Here is a 13,640-nt window from a genome sequence, read left to right as displayed (position 1 = left end):
CCTTCATACTGTTTTTGGGATATTTAGACAAATCAATACTATTTACGAGCACACATCATCTCGGCTTCGCAAACTAACTTTCCATCAACAGTTGCTACACCATGGAATAATGCAATTCCACGACGCTCTTTAATATATTCCACATCCAGTACAATCTGATCACCAGGCACAACAGGTCGTTTAAAACGAGCTTTATCAATAGATGCAAAATAGTACAATTGTCCGGGTGATAATTCTTCAATACTTTTAAAAGCTAAAATACCCGTTGCTTGGGCCATCGCTTCTAAAATTAAAACACCGGGGAAAATGGGTTTATTAGGAAAATGTCCCTGAAAAAAAGGCTCATTGACCGTTACATTTTTGATTGCTTTTAGCGTTTTCCCTTTTTCATAACTAATCACACGATCAACCATTAAAAAAGGATATCGATGTGGTAATAAACTAATAATTTCTTCGATATCAAGGGTATTAAGTTCGGTAGTCAAAATAGCTATCCTTATATATTAATATAAACTTTTTACATTATAACTGAGGATGCCACTTGCACTCAAGAATGATTTAATCATCAAGAAAGGATTAATGACAATGTTAATGATTTGTTAAGGCGAATTTTTTACTAATAATGGTTTGTAAATACTGTATTATCTAATATCAAATAAGTTATAATATTAATAATAATAAAAAAATTTCAATATGGAGAATTAAAATGAAGTTATTTTTAAGAATGACGCTAATCAGTAGCGCAATTGTGTTAGCTTTAACTGGATGTGATACCCAAAGTAATCCGACGGATAAGCAAACAACTACTCATGCTGAACAAACAATCACGTCGGCAGAACAATCAGCCAATCCGAATAAAGTGACATTAACTACTCAAACACAAAAAGATTCTTATGCATTAGGTTCTTCATTTGCGTCTTCTTTAAAAGAAAGCGAAATTGATATCGATCCTGACTATATTATCAGCGGACTCACTGAAACATTTAACAGTAAATCACAATTATCAAATGATGAAACTGACGCTATTTTAAGTGCTATTCGTCAACGTGTGATGGAAAAAGCCAAAGCGCGTTTTGAAAAAGAAAAAGCAGAAAATATTGAAGCAGGTTCGAAATTCCGTTCAGAATTTGCTAAACAAAGTGGTGTAAAACAAACTAAGTCGGGCTTACTTTATCAAATAATTAATCAAGGTTCTTCTCATCATCCAACAAAAGATAGTAACGTTATTGTTCATTATGAAGGTAAACTCGTTGACGGACGTAAATTTGATAGTTCATATGATCGTGGTGAAACCGTTAGCTTTAAACTTGATGAAGTAATTAAAGGTTGGGCTGAAGGAATTCAATTAATTGGAGTAGGTGGTAAAATCAAATTAGTCATTCCACCAGAATTAGCATATGGTAGTCAATATTATCCAGCTCAAGGAGACAAAGCAGCGATTTTACCAGAATCAACTTTAGTTTTTGAAATTTCGCTATTGGGCATTGATGGAGATAACAATGGGAACAATCAACAATCTTCATTTAAGCAAATAAGATAAATAAATTGATTACTTCATTGAAATATACACTCGTTGTTTTGGGTCCTGCTTATGGGACCCAATCTGCTTATTGTGCGTATCAATTTGCACAAGCCTTATTGTTAAATACATCTCACACCATAAAAAATATCTTTTTTTACGCTGATGGTGTTTATAATGGTAATCGATATACCGACCCTGCCAATGATGAATTTGATTTAGTCAGCGCTTGGCAAGAATTAGCAAAAAAATATAATCTACCCTTAACAATTTGTGTTGCAGCTTCGCTAAGACGTGGAATAACCGAAGAAAATATTGCCGATTATTTTCAATTAACCGGTTTAGGCGAGCTAACTGAATCAATCACTTTATCAGATCGTGTTATTCAATTTTAAATATGACGGTTAATGATATGAAGAAAATTGCCATTATTATTCATTCTTCCCCTCATGGTAGTGCCAAAGGTCGAGAAGCACTTGATTTGGCTTTAGCATTATCTGCTTTAAATCATATTACGGTCATTTTTACCGATAAAGGCATTTTTCATTTATTACCTGATCAACAACCCGATCTCATTTTGATGCGTGACTATATCGCCACATTCAATATGCTTGAACTTTATGATATTGAAGATGTTTATGTGAGTGAGTCAGCATTAAAATCGCATAATCTTTCTGATTTCACCTTTAATATTACCACTAAAGTGATTAACCATTACGATTTAAATCAATTGCTTGATGAGCAAGATGTCATTTTAACATTCTAATTTAATATTAAATTTTTAATCTGCTTCATTATTAAAAATTGTTTCGCCCACACATCCTTTCAATTAAGATTAATCTAGTCGGATTAACATTAGACTAAGCCATATTTAGAAACGCAATAACTGATTATCAAATCAAACACAACGGAAAGAAATAAGAATATCGAAGGGTAATAAGTAATCAAGAAAAATAAAAAACCGCCTTATTTTGTCGTTAAGTATGACGAATAAGGCGGATTAATTAATAGTGATAGTTTAAGTTGTTATCGTTTAAACTAATTTTTTCATTTGATCTGCAATCTTTTCAGCTTGTTGACCAACAACAATTTGCACACCTGTTTTACCTAGTTTAATCACAGCCATTGCACCTAATGCTTTAGCGGCTGCTTCATCAACTAAATCAGAATCTTTCACACTCAAACGTAATCGAGTGATACAAGAATCAATATTGGTCAGGTTTTCTTTACCGCCAACAATAGCTAAATATTGTTCAGCAAGCGCTGTGGTATCAGCTGTCGTTTGCGCTGGTTTAGCGGTATCAGTTGTCGATGATTGTGCCGCACTGTCTTCATCTTCACGACCTGGGGTTTTAAGGTTAAATTTAACAATGATAAAGCGGAACGCAACATAGTAAACCACAAAGAACACTAAACCTTGAAGAATGAGCATATACCAATGCACTGCAAGAGGATTTCCAGATTGCAGTAACATATCGATTAAACCGGCACTGAAACCAAATCCACATATCCATTGCATCGTTGCAGCAATAAAGAGTGAAATGCCCGTTAAAATTGCATGAATAACATAAAGTACTGGTGCAACAAACATGAACGCAAATTCAAGCGGTTCTGTAATTCCCGTAAAGAATGCTGCAAAAGAAGCCGCTAACATAATTGATGCGGTTTTATCTTTATTGCCTTTTTTCGCTGTGTGATACATGGCTAAAGCAGCACCTGGTAAACCAAACATCATAATTGGGAAGAATCCTGCTTGATAACGTCCAGTAATACCTACAACAGCTTTACCAGAATCTATCGCACTTTGACCAGCCAAGAAATTTGGAATATCGTTAATGTTAGCAACATCAAACCAAAATACTGAGTTAAGAGCATGATGTAAACCAACTGGAATTAATATACGGTTAAAGAAGCCATACACCCCTGCACCTGCTGCACCTAAATTCTTAATCGATTCACCAAATTTTACTAATGCTTCAAAAATAATTGGCCAGATAAAATAAAAGATGACAGAGATAAGTAGCATCACGATAGAAACAATAATCGGAACAAGTCGTTTGCCACTAAAAAAAGCTAACGCTTTATGTAACTCAACCGTACTAAATTTGTTATAGAGTTCAGCAGAGATAATACCCACTAAAATACCAATAAATTGGTTATTGATTTTCGCAAATGCAGGAGATATTTGCGTTTGCCAACCATCAACACTGGTATCAACACCTTCAAAAAGTGCAATTGAATTTGGCGATAATAATGTTGTAATAATCAAAAATCCGACCAACCCAGAAAGTGCAGCTGCACCGTCTTTGTCTTTGGACATACCATATGCAACACCAATAGCAAATAAAATTGGCATGTTATCAATGATAGCGCCACCAGATTTTATTAAAAATGTTGCCGCAATACTATTTGCACCCCATTCAACGCTATTGATCCAATATCCTATCCCTAGAAGTATTGCTGCAGCAGGTAGAACTGCAACTGGCACCATTAATGAGCGCCCAATACGTTGCATATAAGCTAAAATTCCCATAAGTTTAACCTCTTATATTTATTTAAACTATATCTAAACATGATGATTTGTTATGCATCTTCAGATATCAGTAAACGATCCATTCTATTTCATATTATATTATTTTACTTCGCAAATTAATTATTCAATATATGTGATTTTTATCACGCTTTTTTTTGATTAATTGCTCTAATATAGTAAAATACAGTCAACATATTTTACTTCAAAAAAAAAGAAGTGGTTCTAATTATATCAGAAAAGGTGGTATCGAATGAGGCTTATTCCTTTAGAAAATGCTCAAGAAGTGGGCGCTTGGGTTGCACAACGTATTGTGAATAAAATTAACCAATTTAAACCGACAGCGGATCGTCCGTTTTTGTTAGGCTTACCAACCGGTAGCTCGCCATTAGTGATGTATCAACAACTGATCAAACACTACCAAGCAGGTGATGTTAGCTTTAAACATGTGGTAACGTTTAATATGGATGAATACGTTGGTATTCCTGAAGATCATCCACAAAGTTATCACACTTTTATGCATGAAAACTTTTTTAATCATATTGATATCGATAAAAACAATATCCATATATTAAATGGCAATGCAACTGATATTGCTCAAGAGTGTCGCCAATATGAAGAAAAAATCAAATCTTATGGCAAAATCAATATTTTTGTTGGTGGTGTTGGTCAAGATGGACATATTGCTTTTAATGAACCGGGTTCGTCGCTTTGTTCACGCACACGTATTAAAACGCTAACTGAAGATACACGTATTGCCAATTCACGTTTCTTTGATAATGATGTGAATCAAGTTCCAAAGCATGCATTAACTATTGGTGTCGCTACTTTAATGGATGCGCAAGAAGTGATTTTATTAGTCTGTGGTCATAACAAAAGTTTAGCATTACAAGCCGGCGTTGAAGGTTCAATTAATCATTTATGGACAGTATCAGCATTACAAATGCACCCAGCATCTATTATTGTTTGTGATGAACCAAGCACTGATGACCTTAAAGTAAAAACATTAAAATATTTCAAACAAATGGAAGCAGACCATCTTAACGTGACCATTTTATAAAGGATAACTCAATGTATGCATTAACAAATTGTCGTATTTATACCGGTTATGAGATTCTTGAAAATCATGCTGTTATTATCGACGGTGATAAAATTGACAAAATTTGTAAACAAGATAATTTACCCGACAATATCAAAATTGAAGATCTACAAGGAGCGATCGTTGCGCCTGGATTTATTGATATTCAAGTCAATGGATGTGGCGGTGTGCAATTTAATGAGACACTCGACGCATTAAGTGTTGAAACATTAGAAGCGATGCAAGCGACCAATCTTATTTATGGTTGTACTAGCTATTTACCGACTTTAATCACATCAACAGATGAATTTATGATAAAAGCGGTCGCGGTAATGCGTGAATACTTAGCTCGACATCCTAATCAAGCATTAGGCTTACATCTTGAAGGTCCTTATATTAGTCCTGAAAAGAAAGGGATTCATGACGAAAACATTATTCGTTCACCTTCGCAAAAAATGATTGATTTTCTATGTGAAAATGCTGATGTAATTAAAATCATTACTCTTGCGCCAGAAAGAGTTGAAAGCCATTTTATTAAACAATTAGTTAATGCAGGAATTCATGTTTCTGTCGGTCATTCCAATGGTCATTACGATGACTGTCGTCGTGGCTTCAATGATGGAATTCGATTAGGCACTCACCTATTTAATGCTATGCCTTATATTTCAGGACGTGAACCAGGCGTAGTTGGTGCAATATATGATGAACCAGAAGTATATGTTGGTATTATTGCCGATGGACATCATGTAAGTTGGGCAAACATTCGCAATAGCCATAAAATTAAGAAAGATCACTTAATTTTAATTACGGATGCAATGTTGTTAGCCGGTTCTAATTTGTCTTCTGCTGTTTTTGCAGGTAAAACCATTTATTATAAAGATGGGCTATGCGTTGACGATAAAGGCACGCTTGGCGGTTCTGCATTAACCATGATTGATGCAGTTAAAAATGCTGTTGAATATGTGGGTATTGCATTAGATGAAGCCTTAAGAATGGCGACACTTTACCCAGCTAAAGCAATCGGTGTGGATAAACAACTTGGTAGCATTAGTGAAGGTAAAATTGCCAACTTAGTTGTTTTTAATCGAGACTTTACGATAACTAAAACGGTTGTTAATGGAGAATTCACCCGTTAGAATGTCAGATAATTAATGATTATTGAGACAACATATGACATTTAATTATCTGAATTTAGTTGGAAATGCTGAACTAATTAAACAATTAAATTATGCTATGATTTATCGTTTAATTGTTCAGCAAGCTCCCATTTCTCGTATCCAGTTAGCCGAAATCAGTCATTTAGCCCCAGCCAGCATTACCAAAATTACCCGACAGCTACTTAAGAATAAACTTATAAAAGAAGTTGATGCCCAGCAATCAACTGGCGGAAGACCAGCTGTTTCCATTCAAGCCAAGTTTGATTATTATCAAGCCATTGCTATTCAATTAAGTCGTTCGCATGTCACCATTGAACTCTATGATCTTGGAGCAAACAGCTTAGTTTCTGAAGTCTATCCTCTTACCGTTTTTATACAGCAACAAGCACAAGAATATTTAATTACATTAATTGAACAATTTATTCAAAAAAATAGTAAAAAGATTAAGCATCTTATTGCTATATCGGTGGTTCTACCTGGATTGATTGATTCTGTAAGAGGAATTGTTCGATATACACCTCATATTCAAGTTAACGCATGGCCTTTAGCCGATATATTGCAGAAACAATTTAATGTTTCTATTTTTTTAGGTAATGATATCCAAAGTCTAGCATTAGCCGAAAATTATTTTGGCTCTACGCAAGATGTCGATGATTCAATTTTGATTCGTGTTCATCGTGGTGTCGGATCAGGTGTTATTGTCAATCAACAATTACTGACTAACCATAATCAAAGTGCTTGCGAAGTGGGACATATTCAAGTCGATGCGTTAGGTGAACGCTGTCATTGTGGTAATTTTGGTTGTTTGGAAAACCGAGTTGTTAATGATGCCATTGAACGACGAGCAAAACAGATGATTGATCAAGGTTATACGACTAAATTAACAAAAGATTGTTGTGATATCGTCAACATTTGCCAATTAGCCAATCAAGGGGATGAGCTTGCCATTAAGTTAGTTAAAGATGCAGGCGAAAATCTAGGTCGAGCAGTAGCTATTATGGTCAATATTTTTAACCCACAACGAATTGTATTAGCAGGTGAACTCACCAAAGCGACAGAAATACTTTTAGATACAGTAACTAGCGCTTTAAACTCACTGAGTTTAGAAGATTTAAGAAAGAATCTTTCAATCAACTGCTCTTCACTCAATGACCGCTCGGCAATTGGTGCATTTGCTTTAGTACAACAAGCGTTATTTAATGGATCACTTTTGATGATTTTGCTCGAACATGATGTAGCATAAATAACTTTTTAAGTTCAAAAACAGCCCGAAAAAATCGAGCTGTTTTATCATGCCATCGGTTAACCATTATGCTAAGATGCGTAACATTCTCCGTAACGGTTCTGCGGCCCCCCACAATAACTGATCCCCAACGGTAAATGCTGATAAAAAGTCTTTACCCATATTAAGTTTACGCAAACGACCAACAGGAGTGGTTAATGTACCAGTAACGGCTGCTGGGGTTAACTCTCTCATTGATAATTCTCGATCATTGGGTATCACTTTTACCCAATCATTATGTGCAGCAAGTAATTTTTCAATTTCCGGCACGCTAATGTCTTTTTTCAGCTTGATGGTAAATGCCTGACTATGACAGCGCAAAGCACCAATACGAATACATAGTCCATCTACAGGAATAATTTGATTGGTATCTAATATTTTGTTGGTTTCAGCTTGCCCTTTCCACTCTTCTTTACTTTGTCCATTATCCAATGCTTTATCGATCCAAGGAATTAAACTCCCAGCAAGTGGTACACCAAAATTATCGGTTGGCAAACTTCCATCACGCATTTTTTGGGTTACTTTACGTTCAATCTCTAAAATAGAAGAATGTGGATCTTGTAGTTCTTTGGCAACTTCGGCATTTAACATCCCCATTTGCGTTAAAAGTTCACGCATATGGCGAGCACCACCACCAGAAGCCGCTTGATAAGTTGATACCGACACCCAATCAATCAAATTTTCAGCAAATAAGCCACCCAGTGACATTAACATTAAACTGACTGTGCAATTCCCGCCGACAAACGTTTTAATACCTTTGTCCAATGCAGTTTGAATATTCGGTTTATTGACAGGATCTAATACGATAATGGCGTCATCTTCCATACGCAATGTAGATGCGGCATCAATCCAATATCCTTGCCACCCCGAAGCACGTAGTTTTGGATAAATTTCGGAAGTATAATCTCCACCTTGACAAGTCACAATAATATCTAACGCCTTTAATGCTTCTATATTATCAGCATTTTGCAATGTTCCTGTTTTACCGCCAAAACTAGGTGCAGCTTGCCCTGCTTGTGAAGTCGAAAAGAAAATAGGATTAATATAATCAAAATCGTGTTCTTCAACCATACGTTGCATCAGAACCGACCCCACCATTCCACGCCATCCAACAAAACCAACATTTTTCATATTTTATTTCCAAAAGTAGATGTTATACCAAGAGACTTTTTTACTATTAAAGCAAAATATCATCATAAAACAAGCAAGATAAGAATTATTTTTGTAGGTTTTAAAATAATAACACAGTGTTATATTAAACTCGTTTTGAGATGAATACATTTATATGAAGAATAAAGATATTTTAATTATAACCAACTTGAAAAGGTAGCAATGAGTTAAGGCAAATATATTTTTAGCATACTAAAATAGATTTGCCTCAATTATTATTTTTTAATCATATAATTAAAATTCCTCATCTTGAATATTATTGTTATTGATTGAAATTAAATTATATCGCTCAATACTTTGTACTGATGAATCGATGACTTCTGGCAATAAATCAATTAGATCATTTTTATCCGTTCTAAGCATAAATGTGGTTAATAGCATTGGAATATTAACGCCAGTGATAATTTCCATCGTCGGGTAATTTGGGATCAGCTTAACAAGAGTATTAAAAGGCGTACCGCCCTTTAAATCAACTAAGCATAAAATGACTGATCCCGATTTAGTTAACATTGCTAACTTTTGTTCAATTTGCTGTTGAAAATCATCTAGTGATTGTCCCATTAAAAAGGAAACGGCTTCACATTGAGTTTGCTTACCGCATATCATTTCAGCCGTTTCAATTAAACTGTTAGCCATTGTGCCGTGAGTACTTACTAATACTGCAATCATGCACGACTCCTTTTAGTAATCTAAGCAACGATAATAACGACGGATTGACATTGGATGACGATTGAGGTGTTCAACATAAGCATCAATTCGGTTATTAATAGCACGAAAAACAAATGGAGATAAGTGCCCCCGATATTTTTCCGAAATACCCGGCAATTCATAATCTTTAGTATCAATTATGGTGTAATTAGCACAGATTTGCGGTAAGAATTTAGCTACTCTTTCACTAAGTGAGCGCTGACTATCTTCACCAACGTAAACAGTAACAGCCGTATCCCTGTCTATAATTTCTAATGTTCCATGAAAAAATTCAGCAGATTCGATTGATTTTGAACGTAACCAATGCTGTTCTTCCCAATAACACATAGCATGTGAATAGGTTGCTCCCCATTGATTACCTGCTCCAACAAAGTAATGCATGGCATCATCGTGATGTTTTTGCGCAACTTCTTGTCCAAAGGCATCGGCTTTTTTGGCAACAGCAACAATGTTTTTAGCAAAGTGCTGATCCATTTGTTGATAAAATTCATCATAGTCTGGAAATTCACCGGCTAAATACATCAGTCTGTCTGCGGTCATAAAGAATTTTAACTGTTCATTCATCGGATAAGAAATAACGTGATCTACCATTTTGCCTAATGGTGAATCAGCATTATCTAAAAAGGCTAATACCGTTGAGCCGACTTCTTTTTGAATTTTATCGATAGCCTCAACGACTTCTTGTGTTGAGCCAGTCACTGAGGAGATGATTATTAATGTATCTTTGGTTATTCGCTTATTGCCAGTTACCAAATATTCCGCAGCATGTTGCACAAAAGTTTCTAGTGCAGATTTTTCTTTCATATGAACGACGGCTTGCATTGATGAAGCATAAGTGCCACCAATGCCTAACCAACAGATATTACGATAACCTCGTTCATGAATCTGATCAATAAACTGATTAATAAACGGACGTAATTTTAATGCGCCATTCATACTGTTAAGCTCTTTTTGTTCGTCAAATTTTCTCATACGGTGCCCCTCTTAATTTTGGATTTAGTGATTTCATCAAATTCTGGATATGTTGATTTTTCTAGATTATGACCCTTTAACTGGGATAGTTGGTAACTGAGTAGATGAATAGGAATAGTCATAAATAATGATGTTAATAATTCATCACAATGGATATCAAAGTTTAGATCGTGCTCAGTAATAGAATGCGAGTGCTGTGCATATAGGGTTATTACCTGTTTTACATAGTGATTCAAAAAGGTTTTTAATGCTACGGATCTTGCTTCTAATAATCCTTTTGGTTCAATAAATATGATGTAATCATCAGGATGTAAGCCAAGATAAGGGCCATGCATGTACTCTTCCAACTCTTTTCCAAACGCCGTGTTACGAACCGTTTCGGTGAATTTAGTTTCTCCTTCACGGGCGACACCATAAGTTGCCCCATAGCCAATAAAAATCACTCGTTTAGCGTGATTAAATTGTCTGAGATGATGATTTACCCATGATTGTGATTGTAGGATAACTTGTGGCAATGATGTCGTAATATCCTGTATTTGTTTAAGATAACTTTCAAATTGTTGCTTATCCAAATACCCTGTTTTTTGACCAATAATTAACACAATCAACATTAAATCAAGAATAATGACACTGTAGCCAGCACTGACATAGGGCATTTCTTCAACTGGCATCCCCATTGATAAAACATGATTGCTGATGTTATATATCGGACTGTTAGAATTACTAGTGAGGGTATAAATAGTTCGATTTTCTTTAATAAATTGTTCAACCAAATGAATGGTGGAATAGCTTTCCCCACCTTGTGATATGGCAAAATAGAGCGTATTAGCGTCATTATAGTGTAAGTAGTTTGCTGCCATGGAAGGATCTTCAATATAAACAGGGAGTTTTAATATTTTACTCATCAATGGTCTGGCACCATAAGCGGCGTTGGCACTCGATCCTGTAGCAAAAATGACAATCGATTGAAGTGACTTTTCAGTATTTAAATCAATCTGATCAGCAAATAACGATTGATAATTATCTAATATGCTTTGATAAAATTCTGGCTCTAAGGCGACATAGTCTGCGATACTTTTCATTTTTATTTCCTAATTATCCCAATAATCCACTCCATGCCCCTAAAATCCCGATTGTGGCAATAAGTAGAAGTATCCAATGCGCTTTAATCCCTTTTTTGACTAACATGAAGATGAATAGCGTAAACATCAAAGGCAAAATTTGCGGTACAATTCCATTGAAGATATCTTGTAGTGAGGCTGAATCATCGCCAGACCCAATTTTTAATGGCATATTTAATGTCACCATAGTAGCAACCATGGCGCCAACCACACATAGCCCTAACACTGATGCTCCATAAGATAACTTATCCATTAAACCTGTCTTTTGAACCTTTTCAATAAAAGATGCGCCAATGTTATAGCCTATAAGTAAACCAAAATAACGGGCTAAAATGGCAGGTACGTTAAAGATAAGTAAAAAAAGAAGTGGACCTAGAATATTACCTTCCAGTGCTAAAGAGGTACCAATACCTGTTGCAATAACGCGTAATGTTCCCCAAAAGAACGAATCCCCCAGACCACTTAAAGGTCCCATTAGTGCAATTTTGACATCGTTGATGGCACTTTTATCAAAATCATTATCGGTGGCATTTTGTTCTTCCATGGCAATACAAATACCTAGTGGAAAGGTGATTAACCATGGTGTGACGTTATAAAATTCTAAATGTCGTTGATAGGCATCAGTGAGTTCGATTTTATTATGACTGTAAATCTTATCTAAAGCTGGTCTCATCGCATAGGAATAGCCTAAGTTCATTTGTCGTTCATAATTCCATGACCATTCAGCGGTAAATGAACGCCAAAACGTTCTGGATAACTCCTTATTGGTTATTAGTTTAGAACTCTTCATTTTCATAATCGATCTCCTGTGCAACTACCGCATTTCCCATAGTGGTACTGAGTTTTTGCCCACTTTCTTCTGTAATCATCTTTTTGCCATTAAATGCCGAATAACCCGTTAAAATGAGCGCAAGACATCCCCCAAAGATTGCCACACCGGTAACGGGTACTTTCATATAAACGGCAAGTGCAAAACCAAAAATAAAGAAGGTAACATTGGTCTTTTTAATCATGATTTTCATTAACATCGCAAATCCAAATGCCGGCAATAAACCAGTTGCAATACCTAGTCCATCAATAATAAATTTAGGTATCATTTCCAATAGACCATTCACCGCAGAACTGCCAAATAGATAAGAAAGTCCTACGACTAAACCGATTGGCAGATTGATTGAAAAGAATCCACCTAATAAATTCATTCGATCCATACCTTTACCATTGCCTTCACTGGCGTATTTATCCGCTTTATGAACAAAGTAAGGAAGAATAAAAAGAAAACATAAGTTTTTAACCAATAAAACTAATGAAGCAATAGGAATACCTAACGCCAAAGCAATTTCGGTACTTTTACCTGCCCCAATGGCGAACGCGGTACCCAATATACTGCCTGATATAATTTCGGGTGGAATAGAAGCGCCAATAGAAAACGAACCTACAAATGCAAGTTCTAATGTAGCACCAATAACAATACCTTGTGTGATGTCGCCCATGACTAAACCAGCTAAAGTACAAGTAACAAGTGGTCTGGATAACATTGAAGAACCTAATAAGTATTCACCATTGGCTAACATCGCAATCAAAGCTAAAACAACAGCTGTTAATTCGATACTCATATTTTTGTCCCTCTTAACTATTTTTCAAATTTTTGCTTTGATTCGCTTGGGACTTGTTGAATATAGATCTCAATGCCGTCTTGTTGTAATCCTGTTAATAAATCCGCCTCAGTATCAGTTAAATTAATTGTTTTAGAGTAATTTTTTGTCCCTTCTCGAGGTTTAGTACCACCTAAATTTAGGCTACTGACTTTACCTTGCGTGGCTCGAATGAGTTTTTCAGCATCTGCAACGGATTCAACGACAATTAACATTTGATATTTATCTGTTACGCCTGAATTAATCGCCTCAATACTGTCATCAATTGACTTCATCACTAATTTTGCGTTTTCTGGTTTAGCTAAACGAATAGCAGATTTACGTAATTCGTCATTAGCCACGACATCATTAGCCACTAAAATAGTGTTTGCACCAACATTTTCGAACCATGAAACAACTACCTGGCCATGTAATAAACGGTGATCTACACGTAATAATTTAATCATTGATA

Annotated in this window: 15 protein-coding genes; 6 read left to right on the top strand and 9 right to left on the bottom strand. The window is 35.5% G+C overall.

Annotation, left to right across the window (positions count from 1 at the left end):
- Nucleotides 1–38 precede the first annotated feature (38 nt).
- Complete coding sequence (gene fabZ / locus ACGH4F_RS06090) at nucleotides 39–485, bottom strand: 3-hydroxyacyl-ACP dehydratase FabZ (RefSeq protein WP_065558097.1); 447 nt, start codon at nucleotides 483–485, stop codon at nucleotides 39–41.
- Nucleotides 486–706: 221 nt separating this feature from the next.
- On the opposite strand from fabZ, the gene fkpA reads away from it, so the two are divergent.
- Genes fkpA through tusC form a run of 3 tightly spaced genes read left to right on the top strand, consistent with a single transcriptional unit; the run spans nucleotide 707 to nucleotide 2,285 of the window.
- The gene (fkpA, locus tag ACGH4F_RS06085; protein WP_267349990.1) at nucleotides 707–1,540 is read left to right on the top strand and encodes an FKBP-type peptidyl-prolyl cis-trans isomerase; all 834 of its coding nucleotides are present in this window, start codon (nucleotides 707–709) and stop codon (nucleotides 1,538–1,540) included.
- Between the two features lie 8 nt (nucleotides 1,541–1,548).
- Nucleotides 1,549–1,914 carry a sulfurtransferase complex subunit TusD gene (gene tusD / locus ACGH4F_RS06080; protein WP_411590497.1) on the top strand — a complete coding sequence of 122 codons (366 nt, stop codon included), beginning with the start codon at nucleotides 1,549–1,551 and terminating at the stop codon, nucleotides 1,912–1,914.
- Between the two features lie 17 nt (nucleotides 1,915–1,931).
- On the top strand, nucleotides 1,932–2,285 hold the full coding sequence (tusC, locus tag ACGH4F_RS06075) for a sulfurtransferase complex subunit TusC (protein WP_267360958.1): 354 nt from the start codon (nucleotides 1,932–1,934) through the stop codon (nucleotides 2,283–2,285).
- 267 nt (nucleotides 2,286–2,552) lie between these two features.
- On the opposite strand, the gene nagE is transcribed toward tusC, so the two are convergent.
- A complete protein-coding gene (nagE, locus tag ACGH4F_RS06070) occupies nucleotides 2,553–4,052 on the bottom strand; it encodes an N-acetylglucosamine-specific PTS transporter subunit IIBC (RefSeq protein WP_267360956.1) in 1,500 nt (499 codons plus the stop codon).
- 250 nt (nucleotides 4,053–4,302) lie between these two features.
- On the opposite strand from nagE, the gene nagB reads away from it, so the two are divergent.
- From nagB to ACGH4F_RS06055, 3 genes are read left to right on the top strand one after another with little or no spacing between them, the layout of a single operon-like run.
- Complete coding sequence (nagB, locus tag ACGH4F_RS06065) at nucleotides 4,303–5,109, top strand: glucosamine-6-phosphate deaminase (protein WP_411590445.1); 807 nt, start codon at nucleotides 4,303–4,305, stop codon at nucleotides 5,107–5,109.
- An 11-nt stretch (nucleotides 5,110–5,120) separates the two neighbouring features.
- Entirely contained in the window at nucleotides 5,121–6,263 is a 1,143-nt protein-coding gene (gene nagA, locus ACGH4F_RS06060; RefSeq protein ID WP_411590443.1) for an N-acetylglucosamine-6-phosphate deacetylase, read from the top strand.
- A 34-nt stretch (nucleotides 6,264–6,297) separates the two neighbouring features.
- Nucleotides 6,298–7,527, top strand: coding sequence for an ROK family protein (locus tag ACGH4F_RS06055; RefSeq protein WP_267349999.1), 1,230 nt, complete (start codon nucleotides 6,298–6,300; stop codon nucleotides 7,525–7,527).
- Between the two features lie 66 nt (nucleotides 7,528–7,593).
- Here ACGH4F_RS06055 and asd read toward each other — a convergent pair whose 3' ends face one another.
- The 7 genes from asd to ACGH4F_RS06020 all read right to left on the bottom strand — a co-directional run bounded on the left by asd (nucleotide 7,594) and on the right by ACGH4F_RS06020 (nucleotide 13,635).
- Nucleotides 7,594–8,697, bottom strand: a complete 1,104-nt coding sequence (asd, locus tag ACGH4F_RS06050) for an aspartate-semialdehyde dehydrogenase (protein WP_411590441.1) — start codon at nucleotides 8,695–8,697, stop codon at nucleotides 7,594–7,596.
- Between the two features lie 273 nt (nucleotides 8,698–8,970).
- The gene (locus ACGH4F_RS06045) at nucleotides 8,971–9,405 is read right to left on the bottom strand and encodes a PTS sugar transporter subunit IIA (protein WP_411590439.1); all 435 of its coding nucleotides are present in this window, start codon (nucleotides 9,403–9,405) and stop codon (nucleotides 8,971–8,973) included.
- Between the two features lie 12 nt (nucleotides 9,406–9,417).
- Nucleotides 9,418–10,416, bottom strand: coding sequence for an SIS domain-containing protein (locus ACGH4F_RS06040; RefSeq protein ID WP_411590437.1), 999 nt, complete (start codon nucleotides 10,414–10,416; stop codon nucleotides 9,418–9,420).
- Complete coding sequence (locus ACGH4F_RS06035) at nucleotides 10,413–11,498, bottom strand: SIS domain-containing protein (protein WP_411590436.1); 1,086 nt, start codon at nucleotides 11,496–11,498, stop codon at nucleotides 10,413–10,415. The genes ACGH4F_RS06040 and ACGH4F_RS06035 overlap by 4 nt, the downstream gene beginning before the upstream one ends.
- Nucleotides 11,499–11,511: 13 nt before the next feature.
- Nucleotides 11,512–12,333 carry a PTS system mannose/fructose/sorbose family transporter subunit IID gene (locus tag ACGH4F_RS06030; protein WP_267380018.1) on the bottom strand — a complete coding sequence of 274 codons (822 nt, stop codon included), beginning with the start codon at nucleotides 12,331–12,333 and terminating at the stop codon, nucleotides 11,512–11,514.
- The gene (locus ACGH4F_RS06025; RefSeq protein ID WP_411590435.1) at nucleotides 12,314–13,150 is read right to left on the bottom strand and encodes a PTS mannose/fructose/sorbose/N-acetylgalactosamine transporter subunit IIC; all 837 of its coding nucleotides are present in this window, start codon (nucleotides 13,148–13,150) and stop codon (nucleotides 12,314–12,316) included. The genes ACGH4F_RS06030 and ACGH4F_RS06025 overlap by 20 nt, the downstream gene beginning before the upstream one ends.
- 17 nt (nucleotides 13,151–13,167) lie before the next feature.
- Nucleotides 13,168–13,635: a PTS sugar transporter subunit IIB gene (locus tag ACGH4F_RS06020; protein ID WP_411590433.1), complete on the bottom strand. Its 468-nt coding sequence runs from the start codon at nucleotides 13,633–13,635 to the stop codon at nucleotides 13,168–13,170.
- Nucleotides 13,636–13,640 lie beyond the last annotated feature (5 nt).

It is taken from the genome of Gilliamella sp. CG35 (assembly GCF_046635745.1).
Taxonomy (GTDB): domain Bacteria; phylum Pseudomonadota; class Gammaproteobacteria; order Enterobacterales; family Orbaceae; genus Gilliamella; species Gilliamella apicola_I.
The sequence above is the reverse complement of the archived record's forward strand: the minus strand, read 5'-3'. Positions and strand labels throughout refer to the sequence as shown.

Excerpts from the sequence above, each read along its gene's own strand:
- nagB (WP_411590445.1), top strand. The coding sequence starts at position 4,303 with ATGAGGCTTATTCCTTTAGAAAATGCTCAAGAAGTGGGCGCTTGGGTT.
- tusC (WP_267360958.1), top strand. The coding sequence starts at position 1,932 with ATGAAGAAAATTGCCATTATTATTCATTCTTCCCCTCATGGTAGTGCC.
- asd (WP_411590441.1), bottom strand. The coding sequence starts at position 8,697 with ATGAAAAATGTTGGTTTTGTTGGATGGCGTGGAATGGTGGGGTCGGTT.
- nagE (WP_267360956.1), bottom strand. The coding sequence starts at position 4,052 with ATGGGAATTTTAGCTTATATGCAACGTATTGGGCGCTCATTAATGGTG.
- ACGH4F_RS06020 (WP_411590433.1), bottom strand. The coding sequence starts at position 13,635 with ATGATTAAATTATTACGTGTAGATCACCGTTTATTACATGGCCAGGTA.
- nagA (WP_411590443.1), top strand. The coding sequence starts at position 5,121 with ATGTATGCATTAACAAATTGTCGTATTTATACCGGTTATGAGATTCTT.
- ACGH4F_RS06045 (WP_411590439.1), bottom strand. The coding sequence starts at position 9,405 with ATGATTGCAGTATTAGTAAGTACTCACGGCACAATGGCTAACAGTTTA.
- ACGH4F_RS06025 (WP_411590435.1), bottom strand. The coding sequence starts at position 13,150 with ATGAGTATCGAATTAACAGCTGTTGTTTTAGCTTTGATTGCGATGTTA.
- ACGH4F_RS06040 (WP_411590437.1), bottom strand. The coding sequence starts at position 10,416 with ATGAGAAAATTTGACGAACAAAAAGAGCTTAACAGTATGAATGGCGCA.
- ACGH4F_RS06035 (WP_411590436.1), bottom strand. The coding sequence starts at position 11,498 with ATGAAAAGTATCGCAGACTATGTCGCCTTAGAGCCAGAATTTTATCAA.
- ACGH4F_RS06055 (WP_267349999.1), top strand. The coding sequence starts at position 6,298 with ATGACATTTAATTATCTGAATTTAGTTGGAAATGCTGAACTAATTAAA.
- fkpA (WP_267349990.1), top strand. The coding sequence starts at position 707 with ATGAAGTTATTTTTAAGAATGACGCTAATCAGTAGCGCAATTGTGTTA.
- ACGH4F_RS06030 (WP_267380018.1), bottom strand. The coding sequence starts at position 12,333 with ATGAAAATGAAGAGTTCTAAACTAATAACCAATAAGGAGTTATCCAGA.